Origin of the sequence: Streptomyces sp. URMC 127, assembly GCF_051386535.1 — a bacterium.
In the GTDB taxonomy this organism is placed as follows: domain Bacteria; phylum Actinomycetota; class Actinomycetes; order Streptomycetales; family Streptomycetaceae; genus Streptomyces.
In genome coordinates this window covers 1-21,587 of sequence record NZ_JBPQTW010000003.1, presented here as the reverse complement: position 1 = coordinate 21,587, position 21,587 = coordinate 1, and the positions used below count along the sequence as shown (strand labels likewise).

Annotated in this window: 18 protein-coding genes and 1 pseudogene; 8 read left to right on the top strand and 11 right to left on the bottom strand. The window is 75.0% G+C overall.

Annotated features, from left to right (window positions below; all coding sequences use genetic code 11):
• Positions 1-26 precede the first annotated feature (26 nt).
• Complete coding sequence (locus ACSNOH_RS01705; protein ID WP_436719335.1) at positions 27-3,350, bottom strand: type I polyketide synthase; 3,324 nt, start codon at positions 3,348-3,350, stop codon at positions 27-29.
• Complete coding sequence (locus ACSNOH_RS01700) at positions 3,347-4,633, bottom strand: MFS transporter (protein ID WP_436719334.1); 1,287 nt, start codon at positions 4,631-4,633, stop codon at positions 3,347-3,349. The genes ACSNOH_RS01705 and ACSNOH_RS01700 overlap by 4 nt, the downstream gene beginning before the upstream one ends.
• 284 nt (positions 4,634-4,917) lie before the next feature.
• On the opposite strand from ACSNOH_RS01700, the gene ACSNOH_RS01695 reads away from it, so the two are divergent.
• Positions 4,918-5,148, top strand: coding sequence for a response regulator transcription factor (locus ACSNOH_RS01695; protein ID WP_436719333.1), 231 nt, complete (start codon positions 4,918-4,920; stop codon positions 5,146-5,148).
• 81 nt (positions 5,149-5,229) lie between these two features.
• Here the strand turns inward: ACSNOH_RS01695 and ACSNOH_RS01690 are convergent, their stop codons facing one another.
• Both ACSNOH_RS01690 and ACSNOH_RS01685 read right to left on the bottom strand, forming a co-directional pair.
• Positions 5,230-5,892: a DedA family protein gene (locus ACSNOH_RS01690; RefSeq protein WP_436719332.1), complete on the bottom strand. Its 663-nt coding sequence runs from the start codon at positions 5,890-5,892 to the stop codon at positions 5,230-5,232.
• 115 nt (positions 5,893-6,007) lie between these two features.
• Complete coding sequence (locus ACSNOH_RS01685; RefSeq protein ID WP_436719331.1) at positions 6,008-6,466, bottom strand: DUF4442 domain-containing protein; 459 nt, start codon at positions 6,464-6,466, stop codon at positions 6,008-6,010.
• Between the two features lie 81 nt (positions 6,467-6,547).
• Here ACSNOH_RS01685 and ACSNOH_RS01680 point away from each other — a divergent pair, with 81 nt between their 5' ends.
• Entirely contained in the window at positions 6,548-7,603 is a 1,056-nt protein-coding gene (locus tag ACSNOH_RS01680) for a hypothetical protein (protein WP_436719330.1), read from the top strand.
• Positions 7,604-7,633: 30 nt separating this feature from the next.
• On the opposite strand, the gene ACSNOH_RS01675 is transcribed toward ACSNOH_RS01680, so the two are convergent.
• Together ACSNOH_RS01675 and ACSNOH_RS01670 are read right to left on the bottom strand one after the other, a co-directional pair.
• Positions 7,634-8,488 (bottom strand): spermidine synthase, encoded by an 855-nt coding sequence (locus ACSNOH_RS01675; RefSeq protein ID WP_436719329.1) that lies wholly within the window; start codon positions 8,486-8,488, stop codon positions 7,634-7,636.
• Between the two features lie 22 nt (positions 8,489-8,510).
• Positions 8,511-9,704: a GTP-binding protein gene (locus ACSNOH_RS01670; RefSeq protein WP_436719411.1), complete on the bottom strand. Its 1,194-nt coding sequence runs from the start codon at positions 9,702-9,704 to the stop codon at positions 8,511-8,513.
• Between the two features lie 179 nt (positions 9,705-9,883).
• On the opposite strand from ACSNOH_RS01670, the gene ACSNOH_RS01665 reads away from it, so the two are divergent.
• From ACSNOH_RS01665 to ACSNOH_RS01640, 6 genes are all read left to right on the top strand, one after another.
• A complete protein-coding gene (locus ACSNOH_RS01665; protein ID WP_436719328.1) occupies positions 9,884-10,591 on the top strand; it encodes a TVP38/TMEM64 family protein in 708 nt (235 codons plus the stop codon).
• A gap of 123 nt (positions 10,592-10,714) precedes the next feature.
• Positions 10,715-11,035, top strand: a complete 321-nt coding sequence (locus ACSNOH_RS01660; RefSeq protein ID WP_436719327.1) for a nuclear transport factor 2 family protein — start codon at positions 10,715-10,717, stop codon at positions 11,033-11,035.
• A 238-nt stretch (positions 11,036-11,273) separates the two neighbouring features.
• A complete protein-coding gene (locus ACSNOH_RS01655; RefSeq protein ID WP_436719326.1) occupies positions 11,274-11,870 on the top strand; it encodes a hypothetical protein in 597 nt (198 codons plus the stop codon).
• Positions 11,871-11,919: 49 nt separating this feature from the next.
• Positions 11,920-12,471 (top strand): DUF4352 domain-containing protein, encoded by a 552-nt coding sequence (locus ACSNOH_RS01650; RefSeq protein ID WP_436719325.1) that lies wholly within the window; start codon positions 11,920-11,922, stop codon positions 12,469-12,471.
• A gap of 583 nt (positions 12,472-13,054) precedes the next feature.
• A complete protein-coding gene (locus ACSNOH_RS01645; RefSeq protein WP_436719324.1) occupies positions 13,055-13,483 on the top strand; it encodes a type II toxin-antitoxin system VapC family toxin in 429 nt (142 codons plus the stop codon).
• 11 nt (positions 13,484-13,494) lie between these two features.
• Entirely contained in the window at positions 13,495-14,553 is a 1,059-nt protein-coding gene (locus ACSNOH_RS01640) for an enoyl-CoA hydratase/isomerase family protein (RefSeq protein WP_436719323.1), read from the top strand.
• Positions 14,554-14,586: 33 nt separating this feature from the next.
• Here ACSNOH_RS01640 and ACSNOH_RS01635 read toward each other — a convergent pair whose 3' ends face one another.
• From ACSNOH_RS01635 to ACSNOH_RS01615, 5 genes and pseudogenes are all read right to left on the bottom strand, one after another.
• Positions 14,587-15,909: a CAP domain-containing protein gene (locus ACSNOH_RS01635; RefSeq protein ID WP_436719322.1), complete on the bottom strand. Its 1,323-nt coding sequence runs from the start codon at positions 15,907-15,909 to the stop codon at positions 14,587-14,589.
• 72 nt (positions 15,910-15,981) lie between these two features.
• The gene (gene meaB, locus ACSNOH_RS01630; RefSeq protein WP_436719321.1) at positions 15,982-16,980 is read right to left on the bottom strand and encodes a methylmalonyl Co-A mutase-associated GTPase MeaB; all 999 of its coding nucleotides are present in this window, start codon (positions 16,978-16,980) and stop codon (positions 15,982-15,984) included.
• A gap of 16 nt (positions 16,981-16,996) precedes the next feature.
• On the bottom strand, positions 16,997-19,207 hold the full coding sequence (gene scpA, locus ACSNOH_RS01625) for a methylmalonyl-CoA mutase (RefSeq protein WP_436719320.1): 2,211 nt from the start codon (positions 19,205-19,207) through the stop codon (positions 16,997-16,999).
• Complete coding sequence (mutA, locus tag ACSNOH_RS01620) at positions 19,207-21,093, bottom strand: methylmalonyl-CoA mutase small subunit (protein ID WP_436719319.1); 1,887 nt, start codon at positions 21,091-21,093, stop codon at positions 19,207-19,209. Before mutA ends, scpA begins: the two co-directional genes overlap by 1 nt.
• 93 nt (positions 21,094-21,186) lie before the next feature.
• Positions 21,187-21,587: pseudogene (locus tag ACSNOH_RS01615) on the bottom strand (CinY protein); the annotation flags it as partial.

Below are 21,587 nucleotides of genomic sequence, written 5' to 3'. Positions count from 1 at the left end.
GGCCGCCGAGGCGGCGTCGAGGCCGCTCACCGGGTCACCGCCGCCGTGCTGCCGTTGAGACCGGCCGTCGCGGCGGCGGTCTGCAGCGACAGCAGCTGGGAGAGCTGGGACATCATCTGCAGCTGTATCTGCGATATCTGCTGCAGCTTGTGAGCGAGGTCCTCCAGCTCCTGGCGCGTGGCGTACTGGGGTGCGCCGGCTTCCGGGACGGCGGGGGCGGCCGCGGCCGCGGGAGCAACGGGGGCCGCCGGAGCGGCAGGCGCGGGCGCTGCAGGCCACTGCTCCGCGGCGGGCGGCGCGGGCGCCGCCGGAGCCACCGGCGGCGCGGCAGGCGCGGCCGCCGCCTCCAGGGTCTCCCCCGGCATCCGCGCGGTGATGAGCTCCGCGAGCCGCCGCGGCGTGCCCGTCTCCTCGAACAGCTCCCGCATCGAGACCTTGACGCGGAACTCCTGCTCCAGTTCGCGCAACGCGCTGATCATCTGGAGCGAGTCCGCGCCGAGGTCGAAGAAGGAGGTCTCGCCGGTGATGGCGTCCGGGTCGTGGCCGAGGTGCCGGGCGGCCGACTCCACGATGCTGCGGAGGACCCGCTCGACCGCTGCCTGGTGCTGTACCACTGTGGCTCCATCTGTCGCTGGTGTTCCGGTACGTACGGCCGTCAACTCCGGCCCTGTCCAGTAGTCCTTGTGCTGGAAGCGGTAGCCCGGCAGCGGGATCCGGCGGCCCCCGCAGCCCGCCAGCAGCGGCCGCCAGTCAAGGTCCGCGCCCGCGCAGTGCAGGCCCGCCGCCGCGCCCCACAGCGCGCCCAGGCCCGTGCCGCGGCGCAGCGACGGCAGGGCGGGCACCTGCGGCAGGGCCCGGCGCGCCAGGCCGCTGAGCGTGGTGTGGGGCCCGATCTCGACCACCGCCGCCGGCTTCTGCGCGCCGACGGTGCGCAGCGCCTCGTCGAAGCGGACCGGCTCCCGGGTGTGCCGCAGGAAGTACGCGGTGTCCGGTGTCCAGCCGGGCGCCCGGAGCGCGCCGTCCACGCCGCTGACGAAGGGGATCCGGAGGGGCCGGAAGGCGATGTCGCCGAGCGCCGCCCGGAAGTCCTCCAGCATCGGCTCCACGAGGGCGGTGTGGAAGGCGCGTTCCACCGGGAGGCGCTCGCCGGGCGTGCCGCGCTCCTCCAGCAGGGCGAGCACCCGGTCCACGGCGGCGACGGGCCCGGCGAGGACGTGGGAGCGCTCCCCGTTGGCCACGGACAGCTCGGCGCCCGGGACTTCGGCGGCGAGGGCGAGGGCCGCGCCGCGGGTGAGCGGCACGGCGGCCATGGCGCCGGGGGCGCACAGCTTCTGCATCAGCCGGCCGCGGGCCGCGGTAAGGCGCAGGCCGTCCTCCAGCGTGAGGGCTCCGGCGGCGTGGAGGGCCGCGTACTCGCCGACGCTGTGCCCGGTGACGAGCCCGGGGGCGACGCCCGTCTCCCGCCACAGCCGGACGAGCGCGCACTGCAGCGCGAACAGGGCGGGCTGGGCGGTGTCGGTGGCCCACGGGGAGTCCGCGCCGCCGGCCCCGGCGGCGCCGAGCAGCCCGTCGAGCAGGGAGCCGCCGCCGAGGTCGCGGTGGTGGCCCTCGCAGGCGTCGAGCACGTCCCGTACGGCGGGGAAGCGCTCGTAGAGCTCCGCCGCCATGCCCGGGTACGGGCTGGCCTGGCCGGTGAACTGGAAGGCGACGCCCGCCGCGCCGTCGCGTGGTGCCGTCCCGGCCGTGACGGCCGCCGTGGCCTCGCCCGCGAGCCAGCCGTCGAGGGCGGCGGCGAGCGCGGCGGGTGCGGTGCCGCGGGCGGCGAGCCGGTGGCGGCCGTGGGCGCGGCCGAGCGCGGCGGTGGTGACGAGGTCGGCCGGGCGGGTGCCGGGGCGCTCCCGCAGCCGGTCGCGGAAGGCGCGGGCGTTGGCGGCCAGCGCCTCCTCGCTGCTGCCGGAGACCAGCAGGACGTCCGGCGGGGCCGGGGCGGCGGCCGGGCGGGGCACGGGCTCGGGGGCCTGTTCGAGGACGAGGTGGACGTTGGTGCCGCCGATGCCCAGGGAGGTCAGGCCCGCGCGGCGCGGGTGGTCGCCCTCGGGCCAGGGCCGGGCGGCGGCCGGGATGTAGAAGGGGCTGCCGTCCAGGGCGAGCAGCGGGTTGGGGGCGGTGAAGTTCGCCATCGGCGGGATGAGGCCGTGCTCCAGGACGAGCAGCGTCTTGATCAGGCCGGCCAGGCCGGAGGCCACGTCGAGGTGGCCGATGTTGGCCTTGGTCGAGCCGAGTGCGCAGTAGTGGGTGCGGTCGGTGTCCTCGCGGTACGCGGCCGCGGCCCCGTCGAACTCGATGGGGTCGCCCTTGAGGGTGCCGGTGCCGTGGGTCTCCAGGTAGCCGATGGTGTCCGCGCCGACGCCCGCCCGGTCCAGGGCGCGGCGGATCGCGGCGCGCTGGCCGCCGGCGCTGGGGGCGCTGTAGGCCTTCTTGTCCGCGCCGTCGTTGGTCGTGCCCCAGCCGCGGATGACGCCGCGCACGGTGTCGCCGTCGGCGAGGGCCCGGTCCAGCCGCTTCAGGACGACGGCGGCGACGCCCGTGCCGCCGACAGTGCCGTCCGCGCCCGCGTCGAAGGCGCGCAGCCGGCCGGACTTCGAGAGGATGGAGCCCTTGACGTACCGGTAGCCCAGGACCTGGGGGACGTGGATCGCCGTGGCGCCGGCGAGGGCGACGTCGCAGTCGTCCGCGAGCAGCGCCTGCGCGGCCGTCTGCACGGCCACGAGCGAACTGGAGCAGGCGGTCTGCACGCTGACCGCGGGGCCGGTGAGGCCGAGCCGGTAGGCGGCGCGGGTGGCGGTGAAGTCGGGGGCGTTGCCCGTCACGATCTGCATCCCCGCCATCCAGTTGTCGGCAGGGGTGCTCGGGAGGACGTTGTTGAGCTGGTAGGTCTCCAGCGTGTACAGGTGGTAGCCCGCGGTGGCCCAGACGCCGATCCGGCTGCCGTCGCGCTCGTCCGGGTAGCCCGCGTCCTCCAGGGCGTGCTGCGCGCACTCCAGGAACAGGCGCTGCTGCGGGTCCGTCAGCTGCGCCTCGCGGGCGCTCATCCCGAAGTGCGGGGCGTCGAAGCCGGTGATGTCGCCGAGGATCCCCGAGGCTCCGACGAAGCCGGGGTCCTCGTACTGCTCGGCGGGCACGCCCGCCGCGGCGAGCTCCTCGCGGGTGAAGCGGGTGATGCGGTCCGTCCCGTCGCGGATGATGCGCCAGAACTCCTCGGGGGTGTCCGCCCCCGGTAACCGGAAGGCCAGTCCGATGACGGCGACGGCCCGGTCGGCGTGCTTGCGGTGGTGGGGCGTGGGTGTCATGAGCTGCGGCCTTCCGCCGTCGATACGTCCCGGGCCGCCCGGTCGTCCCGGCCCTCCGGCCGGTCCGGGCGCCGGGTGGGGGTGCCGCCGCGGCCGGCGAGCACGGCCAGCAGGACGACGCACAGGGCGATGGCCAGTCCGTGGAAGGAGGCCACGACCTGCAGGGGGGAGAAGGACTCCAGCAGGGCCGCGCTGACGAGCATGCCGAGGCCGAAGCCGGTGTTCTCGGCGGAGGCGGACAGCCCGAAGAGCCGGCCGCGCTCGGCGTCGGGGGCGGCCTGCAGACGGGAGACGTAGACGATCTCCGTGAACCCGTCGGCCATGCCCGCCACCAGCGCGGCGGCGATGGTGGGCACGGTGGGCAGGCCCGCGAAGACGACGATGAACGCCGCCGACATCAGGCACGCCCCGAGCGCGAACGCCCGCTCCCCCGGGGTCCGGCCGGTCTTCTTGGTGACCCGGCCGAACAGCTGCTGCGCGACGATGTTGCCGAGGGCCCAGGTGGCCCAGAACTGGCTGATGAACGTGGCCGGGTGGGCGGGGTCCAGGCTGTCCGAGTAGATGGGCAGGGCCACGTTGTGGGACGAGGAGCCCAGCCCGTCGACCGCCCGGACGGCGATCATCACCGCGAGCAGGGGCGCCGTGCGCAGCAGCGCCCGGGCGAAGCCCTTGGCGGCGCCGCTCTCCTCCTGCTCCGCGGCTCCCTCCGCCGGGGCGCCGGCGGCCGCCGACCGGGTCCGTACGGGCAGCAGGAACATGATGGTCGCGGAGATCACGAAGGTGACGGCGTCCAGGGCGAACGCCGTGGCGTAGCCGAGGTGCGCCACGACCAGGCCGGACGACGCGAAGCCCGCGATCATGGCGAGCGAGCGGCCGGTGACGAGCAGGCCGTTGGCGCGGGCCCGGTGCTCGGCCCCGACGATCTCCGGCACGCTGCTGCGCAGCGCGACCTGGGAGACCGTCGCGCAGGACCCGGTGATCACCGCCAGGGCGAAGAGCAGCCCCACGCGGGCGCCGTCCGGGGCGAGCAGCAGCGCGAGCAGGGCGAGCGCCTGGGTGAGGTCGGCGCCCACCATCAGGCGCTTGCGGTCGCGGGTGGAGACGAGGCGCCCGGCGACGAAGCCGGCGAGCACGCTGGTCACGAGGCGTACGGCCATGAACAGACCGGCGGTGAGCGCGCTGCCGGTGACGTGGTAGATGAAGACGTTCAGCGCCACCATGTTCAGGTAGCTGCCGTACGCCGAGATTCCGTTGCCGACGACGAGCAGGCGGAAGTGCCCCACGCGCGGTCCCCCTCCGGTCGCTCCGGGCCTTGGCGCCGCGGTCGGCGGCGCCTCTCACACTCGCCCGGTTCGAAGCGGGGCTGGAGCCGCTGAAGTTGGGGACTTGACAGCCGTCCTGCCTTTAATTAAAGGGCCATTGACAGGACGGTCACTCTCTTTTACTTGCATTTAGCAGAGTTCGTGGTTAGATCCCTCTAAAAGCGTCGCGCGGGCGGACGACCTTCACCCGCGGCCGGCCGCAGGCCACCCATGCCGCGCGGCTCCGCCAGCCCCATGGAGACGAGATGCCCGGCCGCAGCGTCCAGACCGCACCGCCGCGCCTGTCGCCCCGCGAGCGGCAGGTGCTGGCCCACATCGGCGCCGGGCTCACCTACCACCAGACGGCCAGGCGGCTCGGCATCAGCGTCCACACCGTGGGCACCTACCTGCGCCGTATCCGCGCCAAGCGCCCGGCCCCCACGCTCGCCGACCTGGTCCGCCTCAGCCTGACCCAGGACGCGGGCCGCAGCGGCTGACACGAGACGGAAACGAGACGGCCCCCCGATCCGCGGGGCGGATCGGGGGGCCGTCTCAGGCGCGTGGTGCGGGCGGCGCGGTCAGTCGGCGGTGCCGACCGGCTCGGGCCGGGCCTCGGCCGGCTCGGCGGCACGGGCCGCCTCGGCCTTCTTCGCCTTGATCTTCATGACGACCAGCGAGCCGAGGCCGAAGAGCACGGCGGCGAGCAGGCCGAGCCAGGAGAACTTCTTCAGCCACTCCTCGGCGACCTTGCCGACGGAGTAGATCACGGCGACGGTGCCGCCGGCCCAGACGATGCCGCCGAGCACGTTGGCGATCAGGAACTTCCAGTACGGCATCTTCAGGACGCCCGCGAGCGGGCCGGCGAAGATCCGCAGCAGGGCGATGAAGCGGCCGACGAAGACCGCCCACATGCCCCACTTCTGGAAGGACCGCTCGGCGGTGGCCACGTGGTGCGGGCCGAAGTGCTTGGGGAACTTGCGGCCGAGCCACTCGAGCAGCGGCTTGCCGCCCTTGCGGCCGATCAGATAGCCGATGGAGTCGCCGATGATCGCGCCCGCAACGGCGCACGCGCCCAGGACGTACGGATTGATGTGGTCCTGGGTGGCCGCCATGAGCGTGGCGCTGACGAGGACGATCTCACCGGGAAGCGGAATACCCAGGCTCTCCAGCCCGATGACCCCGCCCACCAAGAGGTAGACGGCGATCGCCGGTACTGATTCGAGCCACTCCTGGATGTGCAACGCCGGTTCCTCCCCGGTTTGACGATCTCTTCCCGGCGCGCGCCGCGAGGCGCACGCCGGGAAGCCTACTGGAGGAGAGGACTCCCTCAGGCGCCCGCAGGTTGCGGCGGAGCGGCTACTTGTTCGGCCGGAGGGTCCAGACGACCGTCATCTCGCCGGTCACCGCGCCGTCCTCGCGGGTGATCGCCACGTGGACCGGGAACTCCGGCCGGCCGCCCTCGTCGAGTTCGGCGACGACCTCGGCGGCCGGGCGGCCGAGCTCCGCGGTGGCGGTGACGGGGCCCATGGCGAGCTTCTTGTAGCCGATCTCGGCGCTGACGGCCAGCGGCACGGCGCGGGAGAGCTGGTCGCCGAAGGCGGCGAGGACGATCGCGCCGCTCGCGGACTCGGCGAGGGTGAACATCGCGCCGGCGTGCGGGCCCCCGACGTGGTTGTGGTAGTCGGGCTGGTCGGGCAGGCGGACGACGGCGCGCTCCGCGCCCGCCTCCTCGAAGACGAGGTTGAGCGTCTTGGCCATGGGCACGGTGGCCAGGAGCATGTCGCCGATCGAGGGCTGGGTGCTGGTCTCGGACATGCCCGCAAGTTACCAGCCGGTAGTAACAGTGGGAAGGGGCGGGCTCACCGGGATCACCATCTGCCTCTATGGTTATCGGCCATGTGGCCAGGACAGCAGCCGCCCGGGGGCGAGCAGAACCCGCAGGACGCGAATCCGTACAAGACACCGGGACCGCCGCCGGGACCGCCCTCCGGCGCGCAGCCGGGCTACCCGCAGCCCAGCCCGTACCAGCAGCCGGGCTACCCGCCGGCCGGGCAGGGCCCGAACCCCTACCAGCAGCAGCCCCCGGGCCCGCCGCCCGGCGGGCAGCAGTGGCCCACGCCCGCGCCCGGCGGCGCGCCCGAGCCGCCGCGGGACAACCGCAAGCGGACCACGGTCATCGCGATCAGCGCCGCGGTCGCGGTGGTGGCCGCGGCCGTGATCACCGGCGTCGTCGTGCTGAAGGACGACAAGACGGAGAACGTGGCCCACAACGACCCGACGAAGGCGCCGACCGCGGCTCCCTCCGCCTCGTCGGCGGCGCCGTCCCAGGGCGCGAGCGAGGACCCGGCGGACAACCCGCGCGCGAACGTCGAGGTCAAGCCCGTGATCAACGGGTGGAAGGTGGTCACGAACAGCAAGCGGCACGTGGCCTTCGACGTGCCGTCCGAGTGGAAGGTCGGCTCCCCGGGGACGAGCTTCGGCTTCCAGGACGAGGACGACCACTCCTTCCCGCCCAACGGCAAGGGCATCACCATGTCCGGCGTGGCCTACTTCAACGAGGACCGCTGCGAGAAGGACGCCACCCCCGTCGCCGCCGGCACCAAGGGCGCCCAGGGCGCCAAGAGCGAGGCCGACGCCGCCGAGAACGAGGCGCTGAACTGGCTCTTCTGGGGCTTCGACCAGAAGAAGACCGGGAAGTTCAACTACTCCAAGGGCAAGGAGTTCAAGAGCGACCACGGCATCACCGGCGTCTCCTCCTCGGCCACGGTCACGGGCGTCGCGAAGAAGCACCACTGCGCCACCAGCGCCAAGTCGGTGACGGTGACGTACAAGGACGTCAACGGCGACCTGGCCACGTGGTGCCTCTACAGCGCCACGGGCACCGAGGACGAGGTCCCCGACGACGTCATCAAGAAGATCATGAGCTCCCTCAGGCCCCTGAAGAGCTCCTGATCCCTCAGGCCGCCGGGCGGCTGCTCCGCGTCAGCCCACGCTGAACGCCCCGCCCGGCGGCTCCGGAGAGCCCACCGCGTCCGCGTCGTGCACCGGCGCGGCCCCGGCGGTGAACCGCTCCAGGGCCGCGCCGTGCTCGACCCGGGCCGGGAAGGCGTCGGCGGCGGCGCGCCGGGCCAGCGCCGCGACCGGCAGCTCGGCGTGCGAGGCGACGAGGATCCCGTTGCCGAAGCGGCGCCCGCGCAGCACCGGCGGCTCCGCGATCAGGCACACGTGCGCGAAGACCTCCGCGAAGCCGGCCACCTGCGAGCGGAGGAAGGTGAACGGCGCGCCGTCGGCGAGGTTCGCGGCGTAGCGGCCCCCGGGCCGCAGCACCCGGGCGGCGGCCCGCGCGTACTCCAGCGAGGTCAGGTGCGCCGGGACGCGGGAGCCGCTGAAGACGTCCGCCACGATCACGTCGGCCGACGCCGCGGGAGCCGCCTCGAGCTCGCTGCGCGCGTCACCGGCGATGACCTCGATGCCGGAGCCGTGCGGCAGCGGCAGGTGCTCGGCGACGAGCGCGAGCAGCCCGCGGTCCGCCTCGACGACGCGCTGCCGGGAGCCCGGGCGGGTGGCGGCCACGTAGCGGGGCAGGGTGAGCGCGCCGCCGCCGAGGTGCAGCACGTCGAGCGGGTGGTCCGGCCCGGCGGCGGTGTCGAGGACGTGGGCGACCCGCTGGGCGTACTCGAATTCGAGGTGGGTGGGGTCGTCCAGGTCGACGTACGACTGGGGCGAGCCCTCCACGGTGAGCAGCCAGGCCCGCGGCCGGTCCACGTCGGGCAGCAGCTTGGCGGTGCCCCAGTCCACGTCCCGCGTGACGGGTATCGGTTCTCCTGGTTCGTTCACGCCCCCATTGTGCGGTCAGCGGTCAGCGGTGCGGTGCCAGGACCGTGCCGGTGCCGACGGTGCGGCCGCCTTCGCGGACGACGAAGGGGAGACCGGCCTCCAGCGGGACGTCCCGGTCGAGGGCGACGGACGCCGTGAGGGTCTCTCCGGGCAGCGCGACGCCGGGCCCGCCGAGGTGCAGGGTGCCGGGGACGCCGGCCGTGCGGAGGTGGAACTGCGGGCGGTAGCCGGAGAAGACGGGGGTGTGCCGGCCGCCCTCGTCCGCCCCGAGCAGGCGCAGGTCCGCGGCGAAGCGGCGGCGGGGCACGACGGTGCGGGGAGCGGCGAGGCTGTCGCCGCGGCGCGCCGCGCGGCGGTGGACCCCGCGGAGCAGCAGGGCGACGCGGTCGCCGGCCTGCGCGGCGCCGAGCGGGCGGCCGAAGCTCTCCAGGCCGGTGACGAGGGTGGTCAGGGGGCCTTCCCGGCCCAGGAGTTCGACGCGGTCGTCGAGCAGGACGGTGCCGCGCTCGACGACGCCGGTGACGGCCGTGCCGCGCCGGGGCAGGGTGAGGACCCGGTCCACGGAGAGCAGGAAGGGCGCGTCCGCGTAGCGCAGGGGCGCCGGCACGTAGGTGTCGACGGCGTCGAGCAGGGCCTCGACGGCGGCGGTCCAGCGCGGGTCGCCGTCGAGGGCGCGCAGGCCCGAGACGCGGACGACCGCGGTGTGCCCGCCGTCGTAGCCGTGGGCGGTGAGCAGGGCGCGGACCTCGCGCTCGGTCAGGCCGGTGCGCTCCGGGTCGCTCACGTCGGCCTTGGTGAGCGCGACGACGAGGTGGCGGACGCCCGTGCTGCGGGCGAGCAGCAGGTGCCCGGCCGTCTGGGCGGCGGGCCCGTCGGCAGCGGAGACGACGAGGACGGCGCCGTCGATGCGTGCCGTGCCGGCGAGGAGGTTCGCGGTGAAGCGGGGGTGGCCGGGCGGGTCGGTGTGGGCGTAGTGGCGGGTGTCGGTCTCGTAGGCGACGTGGGCGCAGGCGACGGTGCGGCGGTGGCCGGCCGACACGGTCTCCTCCGGGGCGCGGTCGAGGCGGGCGGGCGGGACGAAGACGGCCCGGCCGCGGTCGCCGAGGACCTTGGTGACGGCGGCGGTGAGCGTGGTCTTGCCGTGCCGGGAGTGGCCGAGGATTCCGATGTTGAGATGCGGTTTGTGGCGCGGAAGGCCTGATAGTGGCCGGTGCATGCGGTCGATGCTCGCGTACGGGGTGCGGAGCGTCGAACGGTTTTCGCAGGCGGGGCCCGCTGCGCGGAGGGAACGCGCGGACGGCATCCGGGTGAACGCAGCGGTAAGGAGTGTTCCGCTTCCGCCCCGTCTTTCCGGGATGACGACCTCTTTATATCCCTGTCGGTTAGGCTCCAGCGATGCCCGTTCCCGCCGCGCCCTCCCCCGGCCCCGCCGAGCGCCGTCCGCTTGCCCGGCCCGCCGCGTGGTTCCGCCTGGGCCTGCTCGTCGCCCTGCTCGCCGCCGCGGCGGTCACGGTGCTCGCCCTGCATCCGGAGCGGCTGCTCGCCCAGGGCTGGCCGCAGCTGTCGGGGGGCGCGGCCGTCGTGCTGTTCTCCGCGGCGTACGGGGTGTGCACGGCGGCGTTCGTGCCGCGCCCGATCCTCAACATCGCGGCGGGCGCGCTCTTCGGCGCCCCCGCGGGGACGGCCGCGGCCGTCGCGGGCACGGTCCTGGGCTCGGCCGCGTCCTTCGGGCTGGGCAGGCTGCTGGGGCAGGACGCACTGCGCCCGCTGCTGCGCGGGAAGTGGCTGCGGGCGGCGGACCGGCAGCTGAGCCGGCACGGCTTCCGCTCGATGATGGCCGTCCGGCTCTTCCCGGGTGTGCCCTTCGCCGCCGCCAACTACTGCGCCGCCGTGTCCCGGGTGCGGTGGGCGCCGTTCCTGCTGGCGACCGCCCTGGGCAGCGCGCCCGCCACGGCCGCGTACGTGATCGCCGGCAGCCACGCCACGGCGCCGACGTCGCCCGCCTTCCTCGGGGCGACGGCGTTCATCGCGGTGACCGGGCTGGCGGCGGTGGTCGTGGCGTGGCGGAAGAAGGGCCTGACGCGGCGGCTGTCCCGCTCGTAGCGTGCTGCTCTCCGGGCCGCCTGCACGGTGGCCGCCCGGCCGTCCGCCATCCGGGCGGACCGGCGCGCGCGGGTGCCGCCGGGGTGCTGTCCTGGCCTGGACACCACCGAAAGGAGCCGTCCCGTGATCCCCGTCGAACAGCTCTCCGACCCCGCCGTACGGACGCTGGTGAGCGCCCTCAACGCGGGCGACCGCACCGCCTTCCACGAATCCCTCGCGCCGGGCGCGACGATGGCGGACGACGGCACCGACCGCAACCTCACCCAGTGGGCCGACCGCGAGATCTTCACGTCCAACGGCCACATGGACGTCGAGTCCGAGAGCGACGACGGCCTGTCCCTCGTCGCCCGCTACCGCAACGACACATGGGGCGAGATGCGTACGAAGTGGTACTTCACCGTGGACGGCGGGAAGGTGACCCGGTTCGAGACGGGCCAGGCCTGACGGGCCGTCCGGTGCCCGGGGCCGGGCGAGGGGCGGGAGCCGACAAGCGGGCGCGGGCCGCGCAAGTCCGGCTCGTACCCTTTCGGGGCGCCTTAGGGGGATGAGGTGCCCCACGGCAATACCGGGACGGTAGCGGGCGGGTCACGATTGATGCAGACCGGCGTTCGAGGGGTTGTTACCGAGGGTACGGTTCCCCGGTCGTTTCACACCTCACGTAACCCGAACCTCCGGGGGATGCATGCGCACCACTGCCGTCACCGTCGCCGCCTTCAGCCTCGCCGCCGCCCTGTCACTCTCCGCCTGCAGCGACGAATCGAAGGCCGAGACCGTGAAGCCGGCCGGCTCGTCGCCCTCGGCCGCCCCGGCGGGGCCGTCGGCGGAGCCGCTGGCCCTGGGCAAGGGCACGGAGACCGTCGGTGCGGGCGGCGGCGGCAAGCTCGGCATCACGCCGGTGAGCGTCGTGTACGCGGCCAAGACCGCGACCGACAAGCCCTCGCACGGCCTGTACGCCGTGGTCGCCGTGCAGGAGCGGCCGCTCACGGACACCGCGGCCGCGGAGACCACGCCGACCGAGAAGGGCGGCTGGCAGTGGATAGCCGGCGACGGCCAGGCCGTCAGCAGCGAGCCGAACGTCTTCCTGCCCGGCCTGGACGCGGGCGGCCCGATCCGGGCCGGCGCGACCCAGCTGCGGGCGCGCACGTTCGACATCACGGCGGCGCAGCGCGGCGGCGTCCTCACCTACACGGACGGCGAGGGCAAGACCTTCCGCTGGCAGATCCCCGCCCAGGACTCCGGGCCGCAGGCGGCTCAGGTCAAGAAGGCGCTGGGCGGCTGACGCCCGCCCTCCGGATGCGCGGCACGGCCGCCCGGCGCAGGCTGTGCACATGGGCACGAGACTGCCGCTGCGGGCGGCCGTGGCCTGCGCGGCCGCGGCCGCGGTGGCGACGGCGGCCGCGGCCTGCGGAAGCTCCGGCAAGGCCGGCACGACCATCACGCTCCCGGGCGGCCCGTCGGCCTCCCCGAAGTCGCGCACGGCCTCCTTCGGGGACACCTACGCCTACCCCGACGGCCTCAGGGTGACGGTGTCCCAGCCGGTGAAGTTCACCCCGAGCGGCACCGCCCTCGGCCACGAAGCGGGCAACCAGGCCGTCAAGTTGACGGTCGCCCTCACGAACGGCGGCAAGAAGCCCCTCGACACCGCGGGCGTGCTGGTCACCCTGGAGTCCGGCGACAAGGCCGACCGGGCCCGGCAGGTCTTCGACAGCGCGAGCGGCGTCGGCACGCCGTTCACCGGCGCCCTGGAGCCGGAGCGGTCCGGCAAGGCCACGCTCGCCTTCGACGTGCCGCCGGGCGGCCTCGGCCGGCTGAACGTCGCCGTCCGCCCCGGCTTCGGCCAGGACCGCGAAACGGCCCACTGGACGGGCCCGGCCCACTGACGCCGGGCGCCGAGCCGCAGCAGGACGTTCCGCTGATCCGCGCAGCACGCGTGCGGCTGCCGAAGCGGGACGGCCCGTGGTCCACTCGCCACGCGCGTGGCTCGGGTCGCGGGCACGTGGCGCCCGCGCTGAGCCGAAGCAGGATCCCTTGATCCACTCCTCGCGCGCCCCGCCAGGGTGGTGGCCGCGGCACGTCCGGCACCGCCGGGCAGCCGCGTTGGTGGTTGCGCACCGTTGAGACGGCCTCATCCGGGAAGGATGAGCCCGCCGCGGCGAGCAAGCCCCGCGGCGAGGGTCCGGCGGAACGCGCGGCCACCGCAACCGGCGCGTGCGGCTGACGAAGCACGACGGTCCGTTGATCCACCCGGGCGGCCCCCGGCCCCCGGCGCCTGGCTAGAGTGGCGGCTTCGGCACCGTGCGGACACCGCCGGCCCGCACCACCGTGGTGACGCGCCGTTGCGGCGGGCCATTCTTTCCCGCCGGAACGGCGAGAAGCCCGACGGCGTGGGTCCGGCGGAACGTGCGATGACCGCAACCGGCGCGTTCGTCACGGCCGCCGGAACGCACTGCGTTGGGAGTCACTTTGATCGTCGTCGACGCCTCCGCCCTCGTGCTCGCCCTCGCCGACGACGGGGCGCGGGGCGAGAGCGCCCGCGCCGCGCTCGCGGCGGACGCCGACTGGGCCGCCCCCGAGCACATCCTCGTGGAAGTGATGCAGTCGCTGCGCGGCATGTACCTGGCGGGGCAGGTGACCGCCGAGCGGGTGGCGGAAGTCGCCGGGCGGCTGCCGGGGCTGACCCTGCGGAAGGTGCCCGTCGAGCCGCTGCTCGGGCGGATGTGGCAGCTCAAGGACAACCTCACGCCCGACGACGCGGCTTACGTCGCCGTCGCCGAGGAGCTGGGGGCGACGCTCGTGACGGCCGACCTGCGGCTGCTGCGCGCGACCGGCCCGCGCTGCCCGATCCGCGGCATCACCGACGCGGCCGGCACCACCCCCGCCGCCGCCCGGTGAACGGGGCCACGATGGCTCCTCCGGCAGCCGCCGACGACGCCGTGCTCCTGCGCCGGGAAGGCCGCGTGGGCCGCATCACGCTCAACCGGCCCCGGGCCCTCAACGCCCTCACCCACGCCATGGTCCGCCGCATCGCCGGCGCCCTGGACGCGTGGGAGCACGACGCCGCGGTAACGACCGTGCTGCTCGACGGCGCGGGCGAGCGCGGCCTGTGCGCGGGCGGCGACGTACGGGCCGTGCACGACGACGTCCGGGCCGGCGGCGGCGCCGCGGCCCGGGAGTTCTGGCGCGACGAGTACCGCCTCAACGCCCGCATCGCCTCCTACCCCAAGCCCTACGTCGCCCTCATGGACGGGCTGGTGATGGGCGGCGGGGTCGGCCTGTCGGCGCACGGCGGCGTACGGGTCGTCACCGAGCGCTCGTCGGTGGCCATGCCGGAGACGGGCATCGGCTTCGCGCCCGACGTCGGCGGCACGTTCCTCCTCTCCCGGGCCCCCGGCGAGCTCGGCACGCACCTCGCGCTGACCACCGCCCGCATGGGCCCGGGCGACGCCCTGCACGCCGGGTTCGCCGACCACTTCGTGCCGGCCGGGCGGCTCGCGGAGTTCACGGCCGCCCTGGCGGAGGCCGGACCGGCCGAAGCCGTACGGGCCTTCGCCGCCCCGGCCCCCGCCTCCGGCCTCGCCGAGGACCGGGACTGGATCGACCACTGCTACGCCGCCGGCACCGTAGAGGAGATCCTCGGCCGGCTGGCGGACAGCGGCGCGCCCGGGGCCGCGAAGGCGGCGGAGGCGATCCTGGGCAAGTCGCCGACGGCGCTGAAGGTCACGCTCAGCGCTTTGCGCCGCGCCCGCCTGCTGCCCGAGCTGGCCGACGTGCTGGAGCAGGAGTACCGCGTGATGTGCGCCTCGCTGGCCGACCCCGACCTGCTGGAGGGCATCCGCGCACAGGTCGTGGACAAGGACCGCAGGCCGCGGTGGCAACCGGCGAAGCTGGAGGACGTGACGGACGCGGACGTCGCGCGGCACTTCGCGGCGACGCCCGGGCACGGGCTCGGTCTCGCCCTGTAGCCGCCCTGGCCGCCCCCGTCGCGGCCCCGCCCGCTACGTGCCGAACAGCTGCGTCCAGTAGGTGCCCGCGCGGCTGCCGGTGGCGTAGCCGACGCCGATGTACGCGAAGTCCGGCTTGAGGATGTTGGCGCGGTGGCCGGGGCTGTTCATCCAGCCCCGGACGACCTCCGCCGCGCTGCGCTGCCCGCACGCTATGTTCTCGCCGATCCCCGGGTGCGGGGCGCCCGCGGCACGCGCCCGGTCCCAGGGCTCGCTGCCTTCGGGCGAGGTGTGGGAGTAGAAGTCACGGGCGACCATGTCGTCGCTGTGCGCCTGCGCGGCGGCGGCCAGCCGGTGGTCGGCCGCCAGCGGGCGCAGCGCGGCCGCGGCGCGCTCGGCGTTGGTGAGCGCGGTGACCTCCTCGGTGAGCCGGGCCAGGCCCCCGGGAGTCATGGGTGCGGCCCACAGCGCGGTCCAGTACACGTCCCCGCCGGGGCCGCTGGCGTGGGCCGCACCGATGTGGACGACGGCCGGGTCGCGGAAGGGCCGGGCCCGTGCGGGGTCCGCGAGGCAGTACGCCGCGAACTCGGCGGGCGTGCGCGGCCCCGACACGAGGTGCTCGGCCACCGTCAGGCAGCGGTAGCCGGACGCGGCGACCCGGTGGAAGAGCGAGGTGCCGTCCGGGCTCTCGGCGGCGAGGCGGCCGTGCGCGGCCATGTCCGCGGCGTGCGCGCGGGCCGCGGCGGCGAGCCGGTGGTCGGCGGTCACGGGCGGTGCTCCGGCGGCGGCCCGCTCGGCGTTCACCAGCGCGGTGAAGGCGTCGGCGGTGCCGGGCGCACCGTACGCTCCGCCGGCCGCAGGAGCGGGGCTCCGTCCCGGCGTCCCGGTCCCCGCGCCGTCGTCCGCGACGTCCACGCCGAAGTCCCTGGCGACGCCCGCGAGTCCGTCCGCGTACCCCTGGCCCAGGGCCCGTATCTTCCAGCCGGTGCCGCGCCGGTAGAGCTCGGCGAGCAGCAGCACGGTCTCCGGCCCGGGGCGCGGCGGCACGAACCGGGCCAGGACCCCGCCCCCGCTGCCGGCGACGGTCAGGACCGGTACGGGCAGCGCCCCGAGCCGCGTGCCGGGCTGCTCCGGGCTGACCACGACCGTGACGCGCGCGGCGCCGTGCCGCAGCCGCCGCGGGTCGACGGTGACGGTGTCGCCGGCGAGCCGGGCGCCGGGGGCGGCCGGCTGGTTGTAGAAGACGAAGTCGCCGTCTCCGGCGACCTTTCCGCTCTCACCGGTGACGATGACCGACAGGTCGAAGGGGCCGGTCACGCGGAGGGAGAGCGCACCGTCGGGCAACGGTGCGTTGCCTCCGGCCGCGAGGTCGTTCATCGCTGCTCCTCCGGTTCCGGCCGCGTTCCGGCCGGTGCGGGGGAAAACGTGCGGCCCGCCGGGGAGGTTCCCTCAGCCCCCGGCGGGGCCGTGGCGGAACGCCTCCAGCAGCCGCTCGGCCGCCAGCCCCGCGGGCAGCGTGCCCTCCCGCACCCGCTGTTCGATGCCCGGGCCCGCCGCCCGTACGGCCGGGTGGTCGCGCAGTTCGTCCATGAGCTGTTCGCGGACCATCGTCCAGACCCAGTCGACCTGCTGCTCGCGCCGGCGGGCGGCCAGCGCGCCCGTGCCGTCCATGACGCTGCGGTGCTGCTCCAGCCGCTCCCACACCGTGTCCAGGCCGGTGCCCTCGCGGGCGCTGCAGGTGAGCACGGGCGGGTTCCAGGCGGCGTCCGGCGGCTGCAGCAGGCGCAGCGCGCCGGCGAGTTCGCGGGCGGCGGCCTTGGCGTCGCGCTCGTGCGGGCCGTCGGCCTTGTTGACGGCGACGAGGTCGGCGAGTTCGAGGACGCCCTTCTTGATGCCCTGGAGCTGGTCGCCGGTGCGGGCGAGGGTGAGCATGAGGAAGCTGTCGACCATGCCGGCCACGGCGGTCTCGGACTGGCCGACGCCGACGGTCTCCACGAGCACCACGTCGTAGCCGGCGGCCTCCATGACCACGATGGTCTCGCGGGTGGCCCGCGCGACGCCGCCGAGGGTGCCGGCGGTGGGCGAGGGCCGGACGAAGGCGGCGGGGTCGGTGGCGAGGCGCTCCATGCGGGTCTTGTCGCCCAGGATGCTGCCGCCGGTCCTGCTGGAGGACGGGTCGACGGCGAGGACCGCGACGCGGTGCCCGAGCCCGGTCAGCATGGTGCCGAAGGCGTCGATGAAGGTGGACTTGCCGACGCCCGGCACGCCGGTGATGCCGATCCGCCGGGCCGCCCCCGCGTGCGGGAGCAGCTCGGTCAGCATCCGCTGGGCGAGGGCCCGGTGGTCGGGCCGGGTGGACTCGACGAGCGTGATGGCGCGGGCGACGACCGCGCGCTTGCCGTCGAGCACGCCCTTCACGTAGGCGTCGATGTCGATCGTCCGTGCCATCGTCAGGAGCCCTTGCTCACAGCTCGTGGCCGAGGACCCCGGCGAGGGTCTTCAGCAGGTCGTGGGCGGCGTCCGGGATGACCGTGCCGGGCGGGAAGACCGCGGCGGCGCCCATGTCCAGCAGCGTGGGCACGTCCTGCGGCGGGATGACGCCCCCGACGACGATCATGATGTCCTCCCGTCCCTGCTCCGCCAGTTGCTCGCGCAGCGCGGGGACGAGCGTGAGGTGGCCGGCCGCGAGCGAGGACACGCCGACGATGTGCACGTCGGCCTCGACGGCCTGCCGGGCGACCTCCTCGGGCGTCTGGAAGAGCGGGCCGACGTCGACGTCGAAGCCGAGGTCGGCGAAGGCCGTGGCGATGACCTTCTGGCCGCGGTCGTGGCCGTCCTGGCCCATCTTGGCGACGAGGATGCGGGGGCGGCGGCCCTCCTCCCGCTCGAACGCCCCGACCAGGGTGCGGGTGCGCTCCACACCGGACGACGGCCCTGCTTCTTCGCGGTACACACCGGAGATCGTACGGATCTGCCCGGCGTGCCGGCCGTAGACCTTCTCCAGTGCGTCGGAGATCTCACCGACGGTCGCCTTGGCGCGGGCGGCGTTCACGGCGAGGGCCAGCAGGTTGCCGTCGAGGCCCTGCCCGCCGCCGGCCTCCGCGGCCCGGGTGAGCGCGTGCAGGGCGTCCCGGCAGGCGGTCTCGTCGCGCTCCTCCCGCAGCCGCCGCAGCTTCTCGATCTGCTGGGCGCGCACGGAGGAGTTGTCGACCTTGAGGACCTCGATCTGCTCGTCGCTCTCGACCCGGTACTTGTTGACGCCGATGACCGGCTGCCGGCCGGAGTCGATGCGGGCCTGGGTGCGGGCCGCGGCCTCCTCCACGCGCAGCTTGGGGATGCCCGCGTCGATGGCCTGGGCCATGCCGCCGGCGGCCTCCACCTCCTCGATGTGCTGCCAGGCGCGGCGCGCGAGGTCGTGGGTGAGCCGCTCGACGTAGGCGCTGCCGCCCCACGGGTCGATGACCCGGCAGGTCCCGGACTCCTGCTGCAGCAGCAGCTGGGTGTTGCGGGCGATGCGCGCGGAGAAGTCGGTGGGCAGGGCGAGCGCCTCGTCCAGGGCGTTGGTGTGCAGCGACTGGGTGTGGCCCTGGGTCGCCGCCATGGCCTCGACGCAGGTGCGGGCCACGTTGTTGAAGACGTCCTGGGCGGTCAGCGACCAGCCCGAGGTCTGCGAGTGGGTGCGCAGCGACAGCGACTTGGTGTTCTGCGGCTCGAAGCGCTTGACGAGCCGGGCCCACAGCAGGCGGGCGGCGCGCAGCTTGGCGATCTCCATGAAGAAGTTCATGCCGATCGCCCAGAAGAAGGAGAGCCGGGGCGCGAACGCGTCGACGTCCAGGCCCGCCCCGATGCCCGCCTTGAGGTACTCCACGCCGTCGGCGAGGGTGTAGGCGAGCTCCAGGTCGGCCGTGGCCCCGGCCTCCTGGATGTGGTAGCCCGAGATGGAGATGGAGTTGTAGCGCGGCATCTTCTGCGAGGTGTACGCGAAGATGTCGGAGATGATCCGCATCGAGGGCCGGGGCGGGTAGATGTAGGTGTTGCGGACCATGAACTCCTTGAGGATGTCGTTCTGGATGGTCCCGGCCAGCTTCTCGGGCGGTACGCCCTGTTCCTCCGCGGCGACGATGTAGAGCGCGAGGACGGGCAGCACGGCGCCGTTCATCGTCATCGACACGCTCATCCGGTCCAGCGGGATGCCGTCGAAGAGCTGCCGCATGTCGTAGATGGAGTCGATGGCGACGCCCGCCATGCCCACGTCGCCGGTCACGCGCGGGTGGTCGCTGTCGTAGCCGCGGTGGGTCGGCAGGTCGAAGGCGACGGACAGGCCCTTCTGACCGGCCGCCAGGTTGCGCCGGTAGAAGGCGTTGGACTCCTCGGCGGTGGAGAAGCCCGCGTACTGCCGGATCGTCCAGGGCTGGTTGACGTACATCGTCGGGTACGGGCCGCGCAGGTACGGCGCGATGCCGGGGTACGTGCCGAGGAAGTCGAGCCCGTGCAGGTCGTCGGCGGTGTAGAGGGGCTTGACGCCGATGCCCTCGGGGGTCTCCCACACGAGGTCCTCGACGCTCTTGCCGGTGGCCTCCTTCAGGGCGGCGCGCCACTGGCCCGGGTCGGCGGGGGCGGTGTGCGCCGGGCCCAGGCCGATGCCGGAGAAGTCGGGGACCGGAGAGGACGGCATCACGCGACTCCCATGCTGTCGAGGACGGAGGACAGGACGGCGACGGCGTCCGCGCCGGCGAAGACGAACTCGTCCACCCCGGCCGCCGTATACGCCTCCCGCTGCTCGCCGCCCGGCTTGCCGGCGAGGAACACCCGCCGGGCGCCCGCGGACTTCAGGGCGGCGGCGACGGCTTCGGCCTGCTCGGCGTAGAGCTTGTCGCTGGAGCACAGGCAGGCAACGGAAGCGCCGCTGCGCGCGAACGCCTCGGCGGCGGAGGCCGCGTCGACCGTGGCGGGCTCGTGCACGGGCTCGATGCCGCCCGCCTGGAAGAGGTTGGCCGCGAACGTGGCCCGCCCGGTGTGGGCGGCGGCGGGGCCGAGCGCGGCGAGGAAGACGCGCGGGCGGGCCCCGGTCGCGGCGAGGTGGGCGTCGGAGCGGGCGCGCAGGGCCTCGTAGGCCTCGTCGCGCCGGACCCGGGGCAGGCCGCCGCCGGGGGCCGCGGGGGCGGGCTCGCGCTGCACCGGCTGCTCGGCCAGGTGCGGGAACTCGCTGACGCCGGTGACGGGTTCGCGGCGGGTGGCCAGGTCGGCGGAGCGGCGGGCCCAGGTCGCGGCGAGCCGTTCGGCCACCAGGCCGGAGCGCAGCGCCGCGGCCTGGCCGCCGGCGCGCTCCAGCTCCTGGAAGAAGGCCCAGGCGGCGTGCGCGAGCTCGTCGGTGAGGCTCTCGACGTACCAGGAGCCGCCGGCGGGGTCGATGACCCGGGCCAGGTGGGACTCCTCCAGCAGCACCGAGGAGGTGTTGCGGGCGATGCGGCGGGCGAAGGCGTCGGGCAGGCCGATGGCGTCGTCGAAGGGCAGGACGGTGACGGCGTCCGCGCCGCCGACGCCCGCGCCGAGGCAGGCGACGGTGGTCCGGAGCATGTTCACCCACGGGTCCCGGCGGGTCATCATCACCGTGGAGGTGACGGCGTGCTGGCGCTGGGCGGCGCTCGCGCCGCCGGCGCCGCAGACCTCGGCGACGCGGGCCCACAGCCGGCGGGCGGCACGGAGTTTGGCGATGGTGAGGAACTGGTCGGCGGTCGCCGCGTACCGGAACTCCAGCTGGGCGCAGGCCTGATTGACCGTCAGCCCGGCGCCGGTGAGCGCCCGGAGGTAGGCGACGCCGGTGGCGAGCGAGCAGCCGAGCTCCTCGGCCGCGGACCCGCCGGCCTCGTGGTAGGGCAGGGCGTCGACGGTCAGGGCGCGCAGGCCGGGCCGGCCGCCGGCGCACAGGGCGGCGAGGCCGGCCGCGGCGGCCAGCGGCCCGTCGGGGTCGCCGTCGCCGGTGCGGGCCAGGGTGCCGAGCGGGTCGGCGCCGAGGTTGCCCAGGGCGGCGTGCGGGGCGATGCCGCGCTCGTCGTGCAGGCGCAGCAGTTCCCGGGCGGCCGGCTCGAAGTCCGCGCCCGCGTCGAGGACGACGGGGGCGAGGTCGAGGTAGACGCCGTCGAGGGCGGTGGCGATGCCCTCGGCGGGGATGCCGGCGGGGCCGACGGTCAGCCAGAGGGAGGTGACGCCGTTCTCCAGGTCGGCGAGTACGGCCTCGTTGGTCCGCCGGGGGTCCGGGTGGGCGTGGCGCTGGCGCACGTCCCAGCCGGCCGCGGCCGTCCCCTCGGGGCGCCCGCCGCGGACGAACGGGGCGAAGCCCGGGTAGCCGGGCAGGCCGGGGGCGTCGTCCGCGGTGTAGAGCGGGCCGGTTACGAGCCCGTCCTGGAGTTCGGTGGCGAGCGCCGCCTCGGCAGCCGGGCCGGATGCGTCAGCCGCGCCCGCTTTGCGCAGTACGCCCTCCACCAGGCGCTGCCACTGCTCGCGGGTGGGGTCCGGGAACTCGGCGGCCAGGGAGAAGCCTTCGTCAGGCAGGACCGTCATGGGGGGAAGGCTAGGGGAGCCGGGCCGTCCTGCAGCAGTGCCAACTGCTGTGACCTTGGCCTCTTCGGGCGTCCGGGCGCGGCTCCCCCGTCGTCACGTCGTTCCGCCCACGGGCGCGCAGGCCCGTACGGGGTCGTCGTGCGTCAGGGCGCATGCCGCGCGCTCGCCGCGCTCCTTGCCGTAGCGGGTGACGAGCGCGGCGCGGAAGCCGGCCCACTGGCGTCGGGTGTCGGCGACGGCGGCCCGAACGGCGCGCTCGAAGTTGCCGGCGGTGCGGCCGCGCGGCGTGCCGGGGCCGGTGGCCGCGCCCGTGGCGGGGTCGATCAGGCCGTTGTCCTTGTTGAGGTCGCCGTGGTGCACGCGGCCGGAGCAGCCGAGGGGCACGAGGGAGAAGCAGCCGGTGGTGAGATCCGCGGGCACGGCCGAGGCCTGCGGCGGGCGCCCGCTCGCGAGGTCGAGCAGCGCGGAGGGGGCGGGGAGGTCCAGGCCGGGCG